This is a genomic window from Bifidobacterium kimbladii, assembly GCF_032193675.1.
Lineage (GTDB): Bacteria > Actinomycetota > Actinomycetes > Actinomycetales > Bifidobacteriaceae > Bombiscardovia > Bombiscardovia kimbladii.
This window is the reverse complement of record NZ_JASTZZ010000006.1, coordinates 51,558-70,962: the sequence shown is the minus strand read 5'-3', so window position 1 is coordinate 70,962 and position 19,405 is coordinate 51,558. Positions and strand designations below refer to the sequence as shown.

Sequence of the window (19,405 nt, the reverse complement as noted above, 5' to 3'; positions counted from 1 at the left end):
TAAGTGCACGTTACCTGGCGAAGGGGGTCGGATGGGCCGCGGACGTCAGAAGGCTAAGCAGACGAAAATAGCCCGGAAGCTCAAATATCTGACAACGGACACGGATTACGACGAGCTGGCCAAAGAGCTCAGCAGCAAGGAACCCGGAACCAGGGGCAAGGATCCCTTCAAAATGGTTGAAGAGGAGTACTCCAAACCGGATTCGCGCAAATCGGGGGGCCAGGACCCCGAGGATTCCACGGACGATGATCTGGACGATTACGCCCGGTGGGCCGCCGAGGCTGCTGCCAAGGCCACCTCTGGCGAGATGCCGGCCACGCCCAAGCCCCACAAGCGCATACCTATTCCCGTGCCAAGCGCGCTCAAACACCACAAGGACAAGAAGACCGCAGCCAAGGGGTCCGCGAGCAAGTAGCCGGCCTCATACCAGCGGCAGCAGCTCGTGCAGATCGTCTCGCTCGCCCACGGCGCTGATATGCCCGGCGGCGGCTTCTTCGCTCCAGCTGGTGACGCCGGCGGCCAGCCGCAGCCAGACATCCGGGTCCAGTTCGATGACGTCGGGCGGGGTCAGGTTATGCGGGTCGGATGCCGGCCCGTCCAGAATCTTGACGGCCCCCCAAGGCGCCACCCTGACCTCTACGCCGGGGCCGGGGGCCTTGATCTCCAGCATGTGCAGGGAATAGCGGACAGCCATGGCCTTGCTGCGCCTGTCTGTTTGCGGAGCCACTGTCAGCCGGTCGCCCTCCGGGCCCAGATTATTTGCGGCCTCCTTGGCCGTATCGCGCCAGGCCAGAAAATCCCGGCGGCCTTCTTCCATGTCTGCTTCCCGTATGGCACTCATGGCTCCATTGTGACGCGCCGCCCCAACAGGCGTGTCCAGCAGGCTGCAGTCAGGCCGAATTCAGGCATGAAAAAAGGAACCCGTTGCCCTCACGTCTTTGACGCTGGGTCGGATTCCTTCCCGACCGGAACGGTCAGGCCTGTGCGCCCGCTTGCAGAGGGGTCTCGGGGTCCTCGGATCCCTTGTCCTCCTCATCCTTGGCCAGGCCCAGGTCGACTGGCGATGAGCTGTTCTCCCACGGCTCCTCCCAGGGATCGTAATCCGGGTTCTGCTGCTTGTATACGAACAGAGCGACAACGCCGGCCAGCAGCGTGCCGAAGAGCAGTGCAAAGAACTTCCAGCCGTTTGAAGATGAATTCTCCATGTTTGGCTCCTTTCGACGACTTTCGTCGGTCCTGCCCACTTCGACCGACCTAGTCAACATCCTAGTAGAAAGCGGCGAACTGTGGGGCGCATCGGTGCCATTGCGGCACGGAAACCGCACACCCCGGGCCGGATGGTCAGGTAAGGTAAGGTTCATGGTCAATGGCATGGGCACCGGTTTCGCAGGCGGAGGGAACGGTCGGGGGCCGCTGGGCTGGATCCGGCGGCACTGGGGTGACCATGCTCCGGTGGTGACCATAGCCATCACCCTGATCTGCATAGTGGCCTGGGTCATCCAGATGGCCCTGTACCTGCTGGCTCCGCTTCGCTACCAGCGGCTTTTGCTGGGCTACTGGGCCTTCGTGCCGATTACGGCCATTCATGAGCCCTGGATGTTCGTGACCAACATATTTCTGCACGCCACCAATGTCTCGCACATCCTCTTCAACATGATCACCCTCTGGGTTGTGGGGCCGGTGCTGGAAAACCTGATAGGGCATGGGCGTTTTCTGGCCCTCTATCTGATCAGCGGGCTGGGCGGAGACCTGGGGCTGATGGTCTATGCGGTCCTGGCGCCCAATGGATGGGGCACGTCGGCCATCGGGGCCTCGGGCGCGCTCTTCGGGCTCTTCGCCGCCATCCTGGTGGTCTACCGCCGTCTGGGGATCGACATCGTTTCCATGGTGGTCTGGATGGCCATCAACTTCTGCATGCCCCTGTTTGTGCCCGGCATCGCCTGGCAGGACCATGTGGGCGGATTCATAGTCGGCGGCCTCTTCATGCTGGCCCTGCTGCACATGGGCCGGCCTGGCTCGCGGGTGCATGGCCTGCTCTCCTGGCTGTTGCCCACGCTGATCTTCCTGGCGGCCCTGGTCCTGTTGGCTCTGGGCTGCAACATGGCCAACCCCATGCGCTGAAAATCAGCATCTGGCTGCCGACTATCTCGTCTCCGCTTTGGGTCTCGTTATCGGTAAATGACATGGATGTCATCTATCCACATTTGTTGACAATCGTGTGGATAACCTGGGAATAAGTATCCAGAACTGGTGCATATATACCGGCAAAAAGTGGATAAGTGAAGGCAGAACCCAATCAGCAGTAGGGTTGTGGACGAGTGTTCTAGGAAGTCCACGAGGAATTCGGGCGATTGTGGATAACTGTGGCTTGAGTCTGACAACGGTGGATGAAATAGGTGGAGCTGGAGGCTTGAATCCACACATGCATAACGTTCAGGTGTGGACGGTTATAGGCAGTATACAAAGAACCCCACAGCCGTGTCTGGACGGTTGCGGGGTCCCTGAAGAACACTGTGGCTGGATCAGTGCCACCACATGGTCATGAGGAAGCCGACCAGCAGAATGCCGAAGCCCACGGCCAGGTTCCAGTTGCCGATGCCGGGGATGGGGAAGACATTGCCCCGGGTGGAGGCGATGTAGTAAACCACGATCCAGATCAGGCCCACCACCATCAGCGTGACGAAGAGAGGCACGAACCAACGTGGATTGGCCTTGGTGCTCTTGATGGTGTCCTCCACGCGGCGGGTGTTCTCCTCCTGACGCTGCACGATGCGGCGCATCTGCGGGGTCATGTGCTTTTTGTCAACGTTCTGGTTGAGCACAGCCTCCACCTTGTCCATGGACAGGCCGTACTCCTCGTCCTCGGCGTCCTCGCCAGTGTCAGCGGTCTTGGCCTCGTCCACCGCCTGGTCCTCGTCATCATGGAGTTGATGCTCTGCCATGAGGTTATTCTCCTTCAGTAGATCTACTAAGCCATAGTAGCGGTTAGACTCGAACGTAATACTATCGCAGACGAGGATGAGGGTATGCCTATGACCAGACGGACGGGACGGCACGGTGCGCACAGGTCCCTGGTCGGCACAGTGTCCGTGGCTGTGGTGCTGGCCCTGGTCGGGTACATGCTGACCACCAACATCCGTGTCAACAGGACGGTCACGGTCACCTCGGACACGGCCGGGCTGGTGGAGGAGCGCCAGAACAAGGCTGCCGAGCTGCGCAAGGACATCAATGACATGAGCTCGCAGATCAACGCGCTGAAGACCCTTACCGACGACAAGGGCAGCTCGGACCAGTCCCGCGAGGATCCTGGCTCGGGCACGGTGCTCAAGGCCGTCCAGGGGCCGGGGCTGACGGTGACCCTCAACGATTCCCCGCTCTGGCAGCAGAAGGTGGGGTCCGACGGGTCGACGGCCAACATCAATGATTACGTCATCCACCAGCAGGATGTGGAGAGCGTGGTCAACGCGCTTTGGGCCGGGGGAGCCGAGTCCATGCGGATCCAGGATCAGCGGGTGCTGCCCACCACGGCCGTGCGATGCGTGGGCAATGTGCTGCTGCTGCACGGCCGAAAGTACTCGCCGCCATATAAGATTTCAGCCATAGGACCAGTCGACCGGATGACCAAGTCCCTGAATGCTTCGCCATCCATCCGCATTTACAAGGAGTACGTGAATACGGTAGGTCTGGGATGGAATGTCGAATCTTCGGACAATCTGAAATTCCCTGAGACGACGGCTGTCCTGCAGCCACTCCAGTACGCATCGCTAGATGAGAAGGCACGGTAAATGACGACAGAGGACTCGGAGAACGACAGGACGTCGGTCGATAAACCGGCGGATAAGCCGGCGGATAAGCGGCGAACTTGGCTGGTGGGCATTGCGGAAATCGTAGGGGAGCTGCTGATTACCCTGGCCGTCATTTGCGCCCTCTACGTGGTCTGGCAGCTCTGGTGGACCGGCGTGCAGTCCGAGCATCAGCAGTTGCAGGCCCGGGCCTCGACCTCCTGGAGCAACCCGGGATCGGGCGACTCCCGCAAGGTGGCCAAGCCTCAGAAGGGGGCGCCGCCGGTGCAGCCCAAGCAGGCCGCCGAGGGTGAACTGATGGCCCAGGCCTACATTCCTCGGTTTGGACAGCATTGGGAGCGCAATGTGGTTCAGGGCACGTCGCCCCGGGAGCTGGCCTACGCGGGACTGGGGCACTACCCCAATACGCAGATGCCGGGCGAGATGGGCAACGTGGCCATTGCCGGACACCGTGCCGGCTATGGTGAGCCGCTGGGCCATGTGGACGAGCTGCGAGTGGGCGATGCCATCGTCCTGCGCACCAAGGATTACTGGTACGTCTACCACTACACCCGCTACAAGATCGTCTCGCCCGAAGAGGTGAGCGTCATCGCCCCCAACCCTTATTCGCCCAACGACGCTCCTGATCGGCGCATGATCACACTGACCACCTGCGAGCCCAAGTACACCACGGCCACCCATCGGTGGATCAGCTGGGGCGAATTCGGCTACTGGGCCAAGGTGTCCGACGGCGTGCCCAAGGAACTGCTGGGCGACCGTGGCAGCAATGTGGCCTTTGCAGACGACAAGGGCTCGGTCATGGCCAGGCTGGGTTCTCTGCAGCCGGTCTTCCTGGTTTTGGCAGCAGCCTATCTGATCATCTACCTGGCGGCACTGGCTGCCTGGCGTTACCCCCTGCTGCGGCAGATTCGCAAGGGCGAGAAGCCCCAGCCCATGATCAGCCTCTACGGCTGGCTGTTGCGGCACCAGTCCGGCATAGCCCCGATTCGATGGCTTCTGCTGATTCTGCTTCTGCTGGCTCTGGTCTGTGCCCTGATGGAATGGGGCTTCCCATGGTTGGCCAGCAACGTGCCCATGCTCAGTCAGATGTCCAACTACTCCACCTTCTGACCTGGGCGTCATAGGAAGAGCGGCGGGGCCGCAGGATCCAATGTGATCCTGCGGCCCCGCCGCTTATTGATGTCATATCTTGCCGACTGCCGGAAGTGATTGCCCTAGTTTATCTAAGACACCACGGTGGCCATGGTCTGAAAGGCGCCGCTACTTCACCCGTACTCATGCTGCCTGGCCTTATATGACCCAACATATGGCCCCGGCGGCAGGACTGTGCCCGCCGGGGCCATATCAGGTCAGTTGGCGGAGCTGATGGTGGTCACCGTGATGGGTGTGTTGTCGTCCACCCTGCTTCCCGCCGATGGGTTTACAGCGGTCACCTTGTCCGTGTCCTTGCCGATGGAGGTGATCCTGTCGGCGCTGACACCGCTGTTGGTCAGCTTCTGCCGGTAGCTGCCCAAGGTCTCGCCCTGTGAGAAGGGCGGGATGCGGATGGCTGTGGTCAGGGTGATGGTGTCCTTGGACTTGTCGAAGGAGGCGCCTGCGGCAGGATCCTGGCCGGTGACCTCGGCGTTGTCGTTGCCAGGGCCGTTGACCGTGATCTTGACCCCCTGGCCCAGGGTGCGCTTGGCTTCGCCCAGGGTCATACCGATGTAGTTGCCCAACTGCATGCCGTTGCTGACGGTAACCGTGATCATGGCTCCCTGCTGGACGGAGGACCCGGCAGCCGGATCGGTGCTGATGACCATATCCTTGGCCACGGTGTTGGAGGCCTGCTCGCGGATGGTGATGTTGAAGTGCAGACTCTGCAGGGTCTTGGTTGCGTCGTCCTTGCTCTTGCCAGACAGATCAGGCACCTTGGTCATGCCCGAGGAGATGTAGATCAGGATGCTGGTTCCCTTGGCCACACTCTGGCCTGCGGCGGGATCCGTACGGGTCACATGGTCCTTGGGCACGTCCTGGCTGTCCTCCACCGAAGCGGCTGGGGAGACCTTGAATCCGGCCTTCTCCAGGGTTCTGCGGGCCTCCTGCTGGTTCATGCCCTTGACGTCGGGAATGGCTGTGTCCTTGGGCCCGGAGGAGAACCAGACGGTCACTGTGGAGCCTCTGGGGGCCATGCTTCCGCCCTTGGGGCTTTGCTTGGTGAAGGTCCCCTTGGGCTCGGCCGAGTCGTGATCCTCCTTCTCCTGATAGTGGAAGCCTGCGGCGGTGACCTTCTCGCGGGCGAGGATCCGTGACATCTGCGCGTTGATGGTGGGCACCTCGGCCATCTGATGATGGTTCCGGTTCACGACCGTCCAGAGTCCCAGTCCGGCGGCTACCAGAAGCAGGGTTCCCAGGACGGCGCCGATGATGATCTTCTTGCGCTTTTTGGCCTTCTGCTGGGCCGTCTTGGCGGCTGTGCGCTCAGCTGTGGCTACGCCGGTGGTAGCAGCAGGGTTGAGCGAATCCTGGACTGGGTTGAAGGCCTGGGTGGCGGCCGTCTCCTCTTCGGTCAACGGCATGGTGGCCGTTTCGGTGCCCTGCTCGGCATCCTTGCGGGCCTTGACGTTGGCCAGGTCCGTCAGCGGGTTGAAGGCGGCAGCCACCGGGGTTCCGCCGTTCATGAAGGCCAGGATGTCGCTCTTGAAGGCGGAGGCCGTGGCATACCGGTTCTGCCGGTCCTTGGCCATGGCCTTGGCGCAGATGGAGTCCCACATCTTCGGCAGGCCGGGCACGATGCTGCTGGGCGGAGTGGCCACCTCGGTGACGTGCTGGTAGGCGATGGCCACGGCCGAATCCCCGTTGAAGGGCGGCCGTCCGGTCAGCATCTCGTAGAGGACGCAGCCGGCCGAGTAGAGGTCGGAGCGCATGTCCACGCTCTCGCCGCGGGCCTGCTCAGGGCTCAGGTACTGGGCCGTGCCCACCACGCCCTGGGACTGGGTCATCGTGGCGGCCGAGTCGTCCATGGCCCGGGCGATGCCGAAGTCCATGACCTTGACGATGCCCTGCTCCGAGATCATGATGTTGCCGGGCTTGATGTCCCGGTGGATGACGCCCATGTGGTGGGAGTAGTCCAGGGCGCTCAGCATGCCCAGCATGACCTGCTCGCTGTCGCGCTGGCTCAGGGCGCCGTTCTCCTTGAGGATGGACCGCAGGGTCTGGCCCTTAACATACTCCATGACCAGGTAGGGCACCCGCTCATGGTTGCCCTGGTCGTCGGTCAGTATCTCCTCGCCCGAGTCGTAGATGGAGACGATGTTGGGGTTGTTGAGCAGGGCGACCGAGTGGGCCTCACGCCGGAACCGCGATAGGAAGACCTCGTCGTTGGCCAGATCGGACCGCATGATCTTGACCGCGACGGTCCTTCCCAGACGCGTGTCCACAGCCTTGTGGACCTCGGCCATGCCACCGCGTCCGATCAGCTGTCCCAGACGGTATCGTCCGTCCGCTAGGGACGGCGGCAGTGTGATGCTCATAGGGTATCCCCTCCGTTCGTCGCTTCAAGGCCGCGCTGTGCGCTTCCTTCTCCATAGTGCCCCCAGAAGGGCCTGAAGATGTCTTTTACCGCGTGCGGCCTGCTCATAATGCGTCGAGGCATGGGTGCGCGTGGATTGATGACCTCCGTCTCGCCCACCTGCTGATCCAGCAGCCGCTGCTCGATCCTGGCCAGTGTGTGCGAGACCACCAGCGCATTCGCCGGGCGGTCCCGCGGGTCCTTGGCCAGCATGGACATGACGAAGTTCATGAGTTGGTTGTCCACCGAGTCGGGCAGCGGCGGCACAGGGTCGTTGACGTGTGCCGCGGCGATGTCCACCGGGGTGGCGCCGGTGAAGGGCCGGTGCCCGCAGAGCCCCTCGTAGGCCACCACGCCCAGGGAATAAATGTCTGACTGGGGGGTGGCCTGAAGGCCCTGGGCCTGCTCGGGCGAGATGTACTGGGCCGTGCCCACCACCATGCCATCCTGGGTGATCTGCCCCTGGTTGGTGGAGTATGAGACCCCGAAGTCGGTGATCTTGACCTCGCCGGTGTCGGAGACCATGATGTTGGCCGGCTTGACGTCCCGGTGGATGACACCGTGGGAGTGGGCCACGTAGAGCCCCCGGGCCGTCTGGATCAGGATGGGCAGCAGCTCGATGGGGTCCAGAGCGCCCCGGTCCCGGTAGATGTCTGCCAGGGATTGGCTGGGCACGTATTCCATGATCAGGAATCCGATGCCGTCATGCTCGTAGTACTCGAAGAGGGCGGCGATGTTGGGGTGGGCCAGGTTGGCGGAATTGTGCGCCTCGGCCCGCAGCCGCAGCAGCTTGGACTCCTCGTTGGTCAGGTCCTCGCGCAGGGCCTTGATGGCCACCACACGGCCCAGTTCGATGTCGTAGCCCTTCCAGACCTCGCCCATGCCCCCTTGGGCCAGACGGCGGTCCAGACGGTACCGTCGATGGATGAGCTGTCCCTGTACCAGTTTCACTTGGCAGCCTCCTGCATGACGCGTTTCATGATCGGCCCGGCGATCTCCATGCCATAGGAGGAGATGCCATGCACCACGACGGCAACAGCCACCTTGGGGTTATCGGCCGGGGCGAATCCTACCATCCACCCGTCATTTGCCGTATTGCCCGCGCCGATCTGGGCCGTGCCGGACTTGGCCGCCACCTGCATGCCGGGGATGGCCAGCTCCGGGTAGCTCTTGGTGGTCACCGCATCCATCATGGTGGTCAGGGCCTTGGCGGTGTCCGTGGAGAAGGCCTGCGAGTAGACCGAGGGCGTGGTTTCGCTGATGACGCTCAGATCGCTGGAGCGCACCCGGTCAACCAGGGTCGGCTGCATGAGCTTGCCCCCGTTGGCCACGGCAGCGACCGTCATGGCCGCCTGCATGGGGGTGGACAGGGTGTCCCCCTGGCCGATGGAGGCCAGGGCGAGCCGGTCCTGGGACTGGTCCTCGGGGAACTTGGAGGCCACAGCCTTCATGGGCCGGCCCGTGGAGTTGGTCCCGTCCAAGGTGATGGTGGAGCCGTAGCCGAACTTGCGGGCCTGCTCGGCCAGCGTCTTGCCGCCCAGGCTGACACCCAGCTGGGCGAAGGCGGTGTTGGAGGAGTAGGCCAGGGCGTTCTCCATGCTGATCCTGCCGTTGACCCCGTTGCCCGTGGCTGTGGCGTTGGTCAGGTTGTAGTTGGTGCCGGGCAGGGTGTATGAGGCTCCTGCCGGCAGCTGGCTGTCGGGGTGGTACTGGCCGGACTCCAGGGCGGCGGCGGCCACGACCACCTTGAAGGTGGACCCGGGCGGATACAGCTGCGAGGTGGCGCGATTGAGCATGGGGTTATCTGAGCGGGAGGCCAGCTTCTGATAGGCCTGGGAGGCATCGCCGCTGTCGTGGGCGGTCAGGTCGCCGGGGTTGTAGCTCGGCGTGCTGACCATGGCCAGGATGCGGCCGGTGGAGGGCTCGATGGCCACCACCGATCCGGACAGGTTGCCCAGCATGTTATAGGCCGCCTCTTGCATGCCGGGATTGATGGAGGTCTCGATGGATGCGCCCTTGTTCTGGGTGCCGGTGAAGAGGGACTTGAGCCGGTCCATCCACAGGCTGTCCGACTGGCCGCTCAGCAGGCGGTCGCGCGAGGCTTCTATTCCCCGGTCGGCCGGGCTGGTGATGGAGTAGTAGCCGGTGATGGGCGAGTAGACGGCCCCCTTGTTGTAGTGCCGCTGGTACTGGAAGGAGTCGTTGATGGGGTCGGACTGGGCAATGACGGCGCCGTCCGAGGTCAGGATGGCCCCCCTGGGTGCCGCATATTCGTGGTAGAGGGCGCGCAGATTTCGCGGATCCGAGTTCAGGCTTCCTGCCCGGATCACCATGATGATGGAGCTGGAAAGCCCTAGGATGACGAAGAGGACGATGACGGCGTTGAAGAGTTGACGCAGGGCCTTGTTCACTGTCCACCTCCTCGCACCTGGCGGGCAGGAATGCGTCCGGTGGCTGGCAGGTCGGTCTCCTCGTCCTGGTCCGAATCGTTATGGTCCGAGTCGTCCTGTCCGCTGCGCTTGCTGGTCTCCTGCTGGCGCAGGACGGCCAGGGCCTCGTACTTGAAGGTGTCTGAGCTGACCTCGGGCGCCGGCTTGTTGGCCGCGTTGGAGATGATGATCAGCAGGACGGCCAGGATGCAGTTGGCCACCAGGCTGGAGCCGCCCGCCGCCATGTAGGGCATGGTCAGGCCGGTCAGGGGGATCACCAGGGTGATGCCGCCCACCACGGTGAAGACCTGGAAGGCCATGGTGAAGACCAGGCCGGAGGCCAGGAGCTTGCCGAAGCCGTCCTTGATCTTCATGGCCGTGATCATGCCCGAGGCCACGATGACCAGGTAGAGGGCCAGGACCACCAGCAGGCCGCTCAGCCCCAGCTCCTCGCCGACCGAGGTGTAGATGAAGTCGGAGTTGGCCAGGGGGGTGATCCAGGGGCGTCCCTGGCCCAGGCCGGTGCCGGTCAGCCCGCCGGCGGCCAGGCCGAAGATGCCGCGCACCAGCTGGCCGGACCCGCCGAAGGCCTTGCTGAACTCAGCGTCGCTGAAGGGGTGCAGCCAGGCGTCCACGCGGGCGCCCACATGGGCGAAGATCATGGAGGCGGCCACGGCCCCGATGACGAAGAAGACCGAGCCGATGGCGATCCAGCTGGTGCGGCCGGTGGCCACATAGAGCATGGAGACGAACATGGCGAAGTACATCAGCGAGGTGCCCAGGTCATGCTGGATGACCAGGACGGCCAGCGAAATAAGCCAGACGATGATGATGGGGCCCAGATCCTTGATTCGGGGCATCCGCATGCCCAGGACCTTCTTGCCGCCCACGGCCAGCTGGTCTCGGTGGTCGAACAGGTAGGCGGCGAAGAAGAAGGCCAGGAAGAGCTTGGCGAATTCGCCGGGCTGCAGGGTATGCGACCCTACGCCGATCCAGATGCGGGCGCCGCCGATCTCGCGGCCGATGCCGGGAAGCATGGGCGACAGGAGCAGGACCAGGCCCACCACCATGCTCACATAGGAGAAGCGACGCAGCAGTCTGTAGTCCCGCAGCAGCACCACCAGCAGTCCGCACAGGACCAGGGCCAGACACAGCCAGATCAGCTGGGTGAAGCCCACTCGTGTGGGTTGGCCGATCCGGGCGTTGCGCAGATCTATGCGGGTGATCAGGGTGATGCCCAGTGAGCTCAGAATGACGATGCTGGGTAGGATGGCCTGGCTGCCATAAGGCTGGAAAATCTCCAAGAGGACCCAGAGGGCGATGAAGAGGGCGGCGGTGACTGCCAGCAGGGCGGCGTAGTCTCCAGGGAAGCGGCCCGCCGAGCGGGCGAACATCTGGAAGAAGCCGATGAACCCTACCAGCAGGGAGAAGAGCAGAAGGCCTATGCGGCGCAGACGGATGGCGATCATGACGAGTGCCGCCCGTCCTGGCTGGTTTTCGACGGCGAGGACGAGGCTGACGGGGAAGCAGCCGTCTTGGCGCGCTCGCGCTTGAGGTCGCCGGCCTCCTTGCGGATCAGGCTGGCGTGCTCCTGGGCGTCGTCCATGCTGGAGACGGTGATGCCCTCTTCCAGCTGGTCACGCCAGGACTGGGGCAGCCCCTTGACGGCGATGTCCGTGGTCTGCACCGGGTGGGACAGCGAGAGGGCGAAGGCCTTGGTGGGCACACCCTGGTAGATGACCACACGGCCCTGATCCGTGCCCAGGTAGTACTGTTCCTGGCTCCAGCGATAGGCGGCGCCTGTGCCTCCGGCCAGGGCAAGGATTACCAGGGTGATGATGCCGGCCAGGATCAGTCGAATTCTCCGGTGCCGGGAGCGCTGGCGCTTGCGCTGCTCCAGGTGCTCCTTGTGGATGGCGTCAGCCACGTCGGGGTCGTAGGGGTCGGCTGAGGCCGAGCCGTCCTTCTTGCGGACGACGGGGATCTCGCTGGTGTCGGGCACATGCCGTTCGCCGCTCTCCTCGCGGGCCGCCGAGGGCTGGGCAGTGCGGCCATCTTCGTCCTTGTCCTCCTGCTTGGCGGTATCCCGGTCCTGGGTCAGATCGGCGGCACGCTTGGCAGGGGACTCCCGGGACTGGTCGCGCAGGCGCGGTGCAGCCGCTACGGGCTCATCCAGGATGTCAGCCAGGGCCTCCAGGTTGGAGCTGGCTGCGCCGCCGACCAGAGGGGTCTGATGGGGCAGGTCAAAGGCGTCGGCGTCCAAGGCCAGCGTGGCATCGGCGATGACAACGGTCACGTTGTCGGTGCTGCCGGCCTTCAGGGCGAAGGTGACCAGCTGCTGGGCGCACTCCGCCTGGTCCGAGACCGTGGACAGCACCTCGGCGATGGTCGAGTCCTCCAGAACACCGCAGAGGCCGTCCGAGCAGATCATCCAGCGGTCTGCGGGCATGGCCTTGGTGATGGAGATATCCGGACGGGGGTCGATGTCGAAATCCCCCAGGACCCGCATGACCACGTTGCGCTGAGGGTGGTTGCGGGCTTCGGCCGGGGAGATGCGGCCGGTGTCGATCAGGTGCTGCACGTAGGAGTGGTCCTGGGTCATCCGGATCAGCTTGCCATCGCGCAGGAGGTAGCCCCGGGAGTCCCCGATATGGGCCAGCACCCAGGAGTCGTCGGCCAGAGCCAGGGCCGTGACCGTGGTGCCCATGCCTGACAGCCGGTGTTCGCGCTTGGCCTTGCCCACGATGGCGTCATGGGCCGCAATGACCGAGGTCTCCATCATCCGGGCCAGGGACTGTACGTCCTGCTCACGGTCGTCTCGTTCGATGTGGGCCAGGGATCGGATGGCTATGGTCGAGGCCGTATCGCCACCTGCGTGGCCGCCCATGCCGTCGCACATGGCCACCAGGCGCTCGCCGGCGAAGGCGGAATCCTGGTTGTTGCTGCGCACGTACCCCACGTCTGAAACCGCCGTGGAGTAGAGGAACAGCTTTTGGCTCGCATCGTTCCTGGTCATGGGCGGCTACCTCAACTCGAAGGTGGTGGCACCGATGCGTACGGGAACCTCCGCCGGTAGGATTGTCGGCGCCGTGATTTTCTGCCCCGAGACGACGGTGCCGTTGGTGGACCCCAGATCCTCGATGGCCCATCGGCCTGATGCAGGATCCTGGTAGACCCGCGCATGATGGCCTGAGACGAACTCGTCGTCCAGCACCAGGGTGTTCGAGGAGGAGCGTCCCAAGGTAATTGGCCGTCCGGACAGTGGTGTGGATGAGCCGGCCAGAGGTCCGTCAATGACTACCAACAAAGAGGGGTCGTCACTTGCAGGCTCTGTCTTGCTGACCGGGGCGATAGGCACGGATCTGGCGGCCGCCGGAAGCTTGCGCTGGGCTGCGCGTTCGCTGCGTCGGCGGGTATGAGAGGTCTTGGGGCTGAAAGTCTCGATGTCTTTGCGGAGTGAACGGATGGCCAGCCAGACGAATACCCATAACAGAGCCAGGAATCCGTATTTGAGGATGGCGAATGTCAGTTCAGTCAGCATAATGATTCGACCTTACTTCAAGGTCTGGGCGACTTACGAATCCTGTTCCTGCGACGATGCCCAGTAGAGGATGCGGGTACGGCCGATGGTGATGGTATTGCCGTCCAGCAGGGTGGCTGCGGGAACCTGATGTCCCTCTACATAGGTGCCGTTGGTGGACCCCAGATCGCGGGCTACCACGCCCTTGTCAGTGATCTCGATCTGCAGGTGTCGGCGGGAGATGCCTGCGTCGTCGATGACGATGTCGCAGGAGGATCCGCGGCCGATGGTGGTGATGGGGGCGGTCAGCAGGTACTGGCGGCCGTTGATCTCCAGCACCGGGCAGTCCTTGGACTCCTCGGGTGTGGTGACGGGTGCCGCGTTGCCCTGGACCGACTCGGCAGACAGGTGGAAGTCGCCCTTGTTCAGGTTGAGGTCCTCCTCGAAAATGACCACGACCGGGCCGACGAAGGCATAGTGCTGGCTTTCGGCGTACTTGGTCAGGTTGTCTGCCAGCTCGTTGGCCAGTGCCTCCGAACCCCACTGCTCGATGCGGTCGAAGTCTGGGGTGGATAGTCTGAACCGATACTCGTTGGGCGCCACGGTGCGGTCGCGACCGACGGGCATGGCCTGTGAGTCTATCTCACGCTCGAGGGCGCTCGACAGGTCGACGGGCTGTAGGTCCTTGGAGCCGAACTTCGAGAAGACACCGTTAACGGCGCCTTCCACGCTCTTCTCGAAACGATCGAGAACGCTCATAGTCATCCCTTTCCATATAACCCTTTCATAGTACGTGACCCTGCCGGAAGGGGGTAATGGGCGGTCGGATGCTTGCAATTTCTCCAATGAACAGGTTCGAACGACCGCGACTGCCAGGTATAAATAAGGCCCCGTGGCCACAATTGACCAGGGGGCCTTTGAACTTCAATCATCATGGGTCAGGCCGAAGCCTGCAGGCTCACAGAGCCAGCTTGCGACGCAGACCCAGGGTGATGCCGGCGGCCAGGCAGAGGCCAGCGGCAATGGCCAGAGGAGCCACGGCGTCGGCGCCGGTCTGAGCCAGAGTGTTGTTGTTCTTGGCGTCCTTCTTAGCCGGATCCTTGGCGGGAGCCTTGTTGTCCTTGGCAGGCTGCTTGGTGTTGTTGTCAACCGGAGCGGTCTGACCAGGCTTGTTAGGCTCGTTGGGAGTGGTCACCTTGGTGTACCTGGCCCTGAAAATAGTGTCTGCGTTGTAGGTGCCACCGGGGACGTAACGGGACCCGCCATTTTCGTTAAACCAACCGTCGAAGGTGTAACCATCGAAGTTGTGAACCGTGGGTTCCTCAGATAGCTTTCCCTCACTATTGGTTTGCATCACGTCCGCGGTGGATTCTTCGATATCTTCCGGATTCATAGTGATGAAAGTGATGTTGTAAGTGATGGGGTTTATCTGGACGAAGTTAGGATAGAGATCCTCGTCTTGGGTGAAAACATAGGTGTTGAAGTCGATTTTTTGTGAATTTGGGTCATCAGCTGGGCCACCAGATCCATTGATAGACCAGCCATCAGCTTTCGTATTCTGATCGGGCAATGTAGGCTCTGGAATCGTGTTGGGATCCAGCTTGCCGTTGGTGTCGGTGTGCAGAGTGGTTGTCGTCTCCTGCCCCTCATCCCCCCGAGGACCATAGGGGTCGTGGAATATGATTTGGTAGCTATCGGCCTTGGTCTGGACATTCTTGCTTTCCACAGCCTGGGCCACGGTGGGCAGCAATGCCAGGCCGCCTGCCAGGGTGGCGCCGGCAGCGAGTACTGCGCATGCGCGTTTGATACGAACCATGATATTCATTGGTTACCTCTATTTTCTCTATTGTCGGTTGCTCCCCAGATACATTCATGAGGTGTCCTGCCTTGACACCCCGACCCCTGGGAAACAGGCATCATCAACCAGTCTTTGGCGATAACACGCTACTATTCTACCGCAGGGAATGGTCATCGGCCGGCCGAAGGCCGGGAATAGGCCATATTCGGCAATAAGAATTTCTCATGTAGAACGATTAACGTCTGCTGCGGGCTGGGTGGCGCTTCGCAGTTGAGCTATTCGAATTCCCCTTTGGCACCTGGGCGCTTATCATCGTGGCAGATGCATGGTCATGGGGATCATGTCAGAGATAGTCGAGGAGCGAGCATGGCCGAAGAGGTGGATCGGGCGATGGAGGCATATCCGCGGGCCAAGGCCCGGACCCTGCGGTTTACGTTGGGTGCGCCACGGTCGGCCCTGGCGGTGGGGGACGGCTCACGGGCTGTCTTTCTACGCTCCGACGGGCCTGAAGACCTGGTGACCGGGCTCTGGCTGTCCGTCTTTGACCAGGAAGGCCGCCACCATGAGGTGCTCCTGGCCGACCCCAGGGCCCTGCTGGAGGATGCGGACCAGGAACAGGTGCCGGCCGCCGAGCTGGCTCGCAGGGAGCGCTCGCGAGAGGGTGGCGAGGGCATTGTCGATTACAGCGTGGATGCTTCCGGGGATCGGGTGGTCTTTGCCTTGGGCGGTCGGCTCTGGCTCTCGCTGATAGCCCCCGATGGTCTCACCGCCTCCACGCGGGTCCTGAGTTTGGAAGACAGCGATTCGGCTGTGCTCAATCCCGCCATCAGTCCGGACGGCACCATGGTGGCCTATACGACTGGCGACCGGCTGATGGTGGTCACTATCGGGCAGGATGCCGGGCAGGATCGAGAAAGGGCTGTCCTGGCCCTGCGCCCAGGCACCGATGATCGAATGCGGCTGGGGCTGGCCGAGTTCGTGGCCGGCGAGGAGATGGACCGCTACCAGGGGTTCTGGTGGTCGCCGGATTCCCGGGCCCTGTTGGTCGAGCACACGGATTCCTCCGATGAGCCGATTTGGTACATCAGCGATCCGGCCAATCCCCAGGTCGGGCCGCGCGCTCGGCGGTATCCCCAGGCTCTGACCGCCAACGCCCGCGTCGGGCTGAGTCTGGTCCTCCTGGGCCAGGATGACGACGACCCCTGGGTGGGCGAGGTGGACTGGGACCATCAGGCCTTCGAGTACTTGGCCGTGGTCCGTTGGCAGGACGGGCATCGGCCCCTGCTGCTGGTTCAGAACCGTCGGCAGACCGAGGACAGGATTCTGGATGTGCAGGTGCCGGATGCCCGCCAGGGCTTGGAGCCGGGGCAGAATATGACCCTGCTTGATCCCGAGGCGGCGCCCAAGGTGGCCACCAGGGTGCTGCAGGAGCATGGCAACGACCAGTGGATCGACCTGGTGCCGGGGCTGCCGGCCTACCGGCCCCAGGGCGGGCTGGTGGATGCCTTCATCGATACAGAAGCCGACACCACTCGGCTGCGCCTGGACGGAAGGGTCTTCTCCCCTGCTGGCTGCCAGATTCGACAGGTGCTGTCCGTGGAGGATCGCGATGTGCTGGCGGTGGTCTCTACTGACCCCCGCAGCTTCGACCTGATGCGCCTGGGCTATGACGGCTCCATTCATGTGCTCAACCGTCTGCCTGGGGTGTGGTCCGCCTCGCGAGCCGGCCATGGCATCGTGGTCAGCGGACGGACCATGGCTTCGGCGCAGGGACAAGTGCGCCATTGCTACCTGGGGGCTGATGGAGATCTGGACCGCCTGGGTGCTGAAGGGCTGGGGCTGGTTGGCGAAGCCCGCCCCGACAGCAGCGCTAAGCAGACTGGCGAAGCTGTGCGGCATGAGCATCAGGATCGTCCTGATCGGCGGGCCGTGGATGCCGGTCATATCAATAGCCAGGGAGCCATGAGCGCCGTCTTGGCCGACACCAGCAGCGATCCCGGGTTCACCCCCAACGTGGACTTCGTGCGTATGGGCCAGCACGAGCTGTTCGCTGCCATCGTCAGACCGTCCGAATCCAGCCCCTACGCCAGCGCCGACAGCCTGCCCGTCCTGCTCAAGCCCTACGGCGGGCCGGGCGCCCAGCAGGTGGTCTTCAACCAGTCCTACTACTGGGAGTCCCAGTGGTGGGCGGATCAGGGCTTCCTGGTCCTGACCGCCGACGGTCGGGGTACGCCGGGTCGTGGGCCTGCCTGGGATCGGGCCATTTTCGAGGACATGGCCCAGGTGACTCTGGATGACCAGCTTGAGGCTCTGGAGGCCCTGCCGGACTTCGCTCCTGAGGCAGACCTGGGACATGTGGCCATGATCGGCTGGTCCTATGGCGGCTTCCTGTCGGCCCTGTCGGTTCTGCGGGCTCCCGACCGGATCCATGCGGCCTGCGCGGGCGCCCCGCCCACGGACTGGACTCTTTACGACACTCATTACACCGAGCGCTATCTGGGTATGGACCCGGCCGTCTACCGCCGCAACGGGATCATTGATGACGCCCCCTCGCTGCGCCGCCCGCTGATGCTGATCCACGGGTTTGCGGACGACAACGTCTCCGTGGCCAACACCCTGAGGCTCTCCGGCGCTCTGATGGCGGCTGGCCGTCCCCATACGGTCCTGCCGCTGACCGGCATCACCCACATGACCAACGACGAGATCGTGGCCGAGAACCTGCTTATTCTGCAGCGGGACTTCCTGCGGGAGGCCCTCAAGAACAAAACGGACTGACAAAAGGCTGTTTGGGCTGACGCTCTGCTGGCGGTTGCTTCCGCTAGATTGGGGTTGTGCATATCCAACGAAAGCCTGACCAGGCTCCAGGGTCCAGTCGCGGATTCCAGCTTCCTCGCAGCTGGGGCCTGGCGGTCTCGGTGCTCTGCCTGGGCCTGCTGGTCGGACTTTCCTCGGGCCTGTTGGCAAGGTTCTTCGAGCTGACCCAGGTCGGCCTGCTGGGTTTCGCTGAGACTCCAAAGACTCCCACGGCTGAGGCGGTGCCGCCGATCAGGAGGCTGGCCTCGGTGACCATTGCCGGGCTGGCGGCCGGTCTGATCTGGGCCTGGCTGCGGACGAGGACCAGACTGGTTCCCTCGGTCGGCCAGGCTGTCAAGGGCGTGCCCATGCCCCCGGGGCGGACCGTGGTTCATGTGCTCACCCAGATCTTCTTTGTGGCTGCCGGTGGCTCCATCGGCAGGGAGGTGGCCCCGCGCGAGGCCGGGGCCCTGCTAGGCGGTCTTTGGTTCAGGATGGGCCGACGGCTGGGGCTGCGTGATCAGGACGGTCCGCTGCTGGTGGCCTCCGCAGCAGGAGCCGGATTCGCCGGCATTTATATCGCGCCGCTGACCGGCGCCTTCTTCGGCATCGAGGTGCTGTTGCGGCGGGTGGATGCCGAAGTGGTGACGGTCAATCTGGCCATGTCGGCCCTGGCTACCCTGGTCGGCGGCTCCATCAAGGGGTTTGCTCCTTACTATAAGGTCGGCTCCGAGCCCTTCCGGCCCTGGCTCATGGCGGTGGTCCTGCTGATCGGGCCGGTCATGGGACTGTTGGGGGCAGGATTTCGGCGGATGACCTCCTGGGCAGAAGCCCATAGAACCACTGGTCCTGCGGCCATCTGGCAGCTGACGGTGGTAGCTCTGTTGACCGGTCTGGTCGCCCTGGCCGTTCCCCAGGTTTTGGGCAACGGCCGGGCTCTGGCCCAGATGGGCATGGATCAGCGGCTGTCTGCAGGGTTCTCGGGACTCCAGCTGGCTCAGTCGCTCGCCTTGCTGGTTATCTTCGCGCTGGCCAAGGCCCTGCTGACCACAGCCACCATCCGTGCCGGGGCCTTCGGCGGCACCCTGACGCCGTCCATAGCTCTGGGATCCGCCATGGGCGCTGTTCTGGGCCTCTTGCTGTCTTGCCTTGTGCCCGGCCTGCCGGTCTGGCAGTGTGCCGTGATTGGCGCCGCCTCCCTGCTGGCCGCCTCCCAGCAGGCCCCGCTCATGGCCATGGCCATGCTGATGGAGGTCTGCCATCTGCCGGTCATGGCCTTCATGCCCATGGGCCTGGCTGTGGCCCTGTCGACGGCGGTCTCCCGTCTGTTCGTGGCCAAGGCATAAACCGTCGTCGGTAGCCCGTGTCGCCCAAGGGATCCGTCCTTACTCATATACGATGAAACCACCATTGGTCGCATGCCTGCCCTTCCGCCTCCAGCATTGAGCGGGCGTCGAGCGGGCATTCACGATCAGCTGACCGGCCTGGGCCAGTAAGGAAGGGTGGCTATAC

17 protein-coding genes are annotated in these 19,405 nt (G+C 63.3%); 6 read left to right on the top strand and 11 right to left on the bottom strand.

Translation table 11 applies throughout. The features are described 5' to 3' along the window. Positions 1–31 precede the first annotated feature (31 nt). Positions 32–415, top strand: a complete 384-nt coding sequence (locus tag QRX41_RS07835) for a DUF3073 domain-containing protein (protein ID WP_024627535.1) — start codon at positions 32–34, stop codon at positions 413–415. 6 nt (positions 416–421) lie between these two features. Here QRX41_RS07835 and QRX41_RS07830 read toward each other — a convergent pair whose 3' ends face one another. Beyond that, positions 422–841 (bottom strand): sterol carrier family protein, encoded by a 420-nt coding sequence (locus tag QRX41_RS07830; RefSeq protein ID WP_313839811.1) that lies wholly within the window; start codon positions 839–841, stop codon positions 422–424. A 133-nt stretch (positions 842–974) separates the two neighbouring features. Further along, the gene (locus QRX41_RS07825) at positions 975–1,205 is read right to left on the bottom strand and encodes a hypothetical protein (protein WP_015021110.1); all 231 of its coding nucleotides are present in this window, start codon (positions 1,203–1,205) and stop codon (positions 975–977) included. 154 nt (positions 1,206–1,359) lie between these two features. Here QRX41_RS07825 and QRX41_RS07820 point away from each other — a divergent pair, with 154 nt between their 5' ends. Then, positions 1,360–2,121, top strand: a complete 762-nt coding sequence (locus QRX41_RS07820; RefSeq protein ID WP_232342027.1) for a rhomboid family intramembrane serine protease — start codon at positions 1,360–1,362, stop codon at positions 2,119–2,121. A gap of 401 nt (positions 2,122–2,522) precedes the next feature. Here QRX41_RS07820 and crgA read toward each other — a convergent pair whose 3' ends face one another. Next, positions 2,523–2,942: a cell division protein CrgA gene (gene crgA / locus QRX41_RS07815; RefSeq protein WP_024627538.1), complete on the bottom strand. Its 420-nt coding sequence runs from the start codon at positions 2,940–2,942 to the stop codon at positions 2,523–2,525. A 90-nt stretch (positions 2,943–3,032) separates the two neighbouring features. Here crgA and QRX41_RS07810 point away from each other — a divergent pair, with 90 nt between their 5' ends. Both QRX41_RS07810 and QRX41_RS07805 read left to right on the top strand, forming a co-directional pair. Continuing rightward, positions 3,033–3,785, top strand: a complete 753-nt coding sequence (locus QRX41_RS07810; protein ID WP_024627539.1) for a DUF881 domain-containing protein — start codon at positions 3,033–3,035, stop codon at positions 3,783–3,785. Then, positions 3,786–4,913 carry a class E sortase gene (locus QRX41_RS07805; protein WP_313839810.1) on the top strand — a complete coding sequence of 376 codons (1,128 nt, stop codon included), beginning with the start codon at positions 3,786–3,788 and terminating at the stop codon, positions 4,911–4,913. A gap of 239 nt (positions 4,914–5,152) precedes the next feature. Here the strand turns inward: QRX41_RS07805 and pknB are convergent, their stop codons facing one another. From pknB to QRX41_RS07765, 8 genes are all read right to left on the bottom strand, one after another. Further along, positions 5,153–7,315: a Stk1 family PASTA domain-containing Ser/Thr kinase gene (gene pknB, locus QRX41_RS07800; protein ID WP_313839809.1), complete on the bottom strand. Its 2,163-nt coding sequence runs from the start codon at positions 7,313–7,315 to the stop codon at positions 5,153–5,155. Continuing rightward, positions 7,312–8,304: a serine/threonine-protein kinase gene (locus QRX41_RS07795; protein ID WP_024627542.1), complete on the bottom strand. Its 993-nt coding sequence runs from the start codon at positions 8,302–8,304 to the stop codon at positions 7,312–7,314. The genes pknB and QRX41_RS07795 overlap by 4 nt, the downstream gene beginning before the upstream one ends. Next, complete coding sequence (locus tag QRX41_RS07790; RefSeq protein ID WP_144085855.1) at positions 8,301–9,764, bottom strand: peptidoglycan D,D-transpeptidase FtsI family protein; 1,464 nt, start codon at positions 9,762–9,764, stop codon at positions 8,301–8,303. The genes QRX41_RS07795 and QRX41_RS07790 overlap by 4 nt, the downstream gene beginning before the upstream one ends. Further along, the gene (locus QRX41_RS07785; RefSeq protein ID WP_045923791.1) at positions 9,761–11,251 is read right to left on the bottom strand and encodes an FtsW/RodA/SpoVE family cell cycle protein; all 1,491 of its coding nucleotides are present in this window, start codon (positions 11,249–11,251) and stop codon (positions 9,761–9,763) included. Before QRX41_RS07785 ends, QRX41_RS07790 begins: the two co-directional genes overlap by 4 nt. Continuing rightward, complete coding sequence (locus QRX41_RS07780; RefSeq protein ID WP_313839805.1) at positions 11,248–12,798, bottom strand: BofC C-terminal domain-containing protein; 1,551 nt, start codon at positions 12,796–12,798, stop codon at positions 11,248–11,250. Before QRX41_RS07780 ends, QRX41_RS07785 begins: the two co-directional genes overlap by 4 nt. Positions 12,799–12,804: 6 nt before the next feature. After that, positions 12,805–13,320 carry an FHA domain-containing protein FhaB/FipA gene (locus QRX41_RS07775; protein ID WP_372338672.1) on the bottom strand — a complete coding sequence of 172 codons (516 nt, stop codon included), beginning with the start codon at positions 13,318–13,320 and terminating at the stop codon, positions 12,805–12,807. A gap of 36 nt (positions 13,321–13,356) precedes the next feature. After that, positions 13,357–14,061: an FhaA domain-containing protein gene (locus QRX41_RS07770; RefSeq protein ID WP_015021121.1), complete on the bottom strand. Its 705-nt coding sequence runs from the start codon at positions 14,059–14,061 to the stop codon at positions 13,357–13,359. Positions 14,062–14,260: 199 nt separating this feature from the next. Continuing rightward, complete coding sequence (locus tag QRX41_RS07765; RefSeq protein ID WP_313839803.1) at positions 14,261–15,118, bottom strand: LPXTG cell wall anchor domain-containing protein; 858 nt, start codon at positions 15,116–15,118, stop codon at positions 14,261–14,263. Between the two features lie 348 nt (positions 15,119–15,466). On the opposite strand from QRX41_RS07765, the gene QRX41_RS07760 reads away from it, so the two are divergent. Both QRX41_RS07760 and QRX41_RS07755 read left to right on the top strand, forming a co-directional pair. Next, positions 15,467–17,875: a S9 family peptidase gene (locus QRX41_RS07760; protein WP_313839802.1), complete on the top strand. Its 2,409-nt coding sequence runs from the start codon at positions 15,467–15,469 to the stop codon at positions 17,873–17,875. Positions 17,876–17,931: 56 nt separating this feature from the next. Next, positions 17,932–19,239 carry a chloride channel protein gene (locus QRX41_RS07755; protein WP_313839800.1) on the top strand — a complete coding sequence of 436 codons (1,308 nt, stop codon included), beginning with the start codon at positions 17,932–17,934 and terminating at the stop codon, positions 19,237–19,239. Positions 19,240–19,405 lie beyond the last annotated feature (166 nt).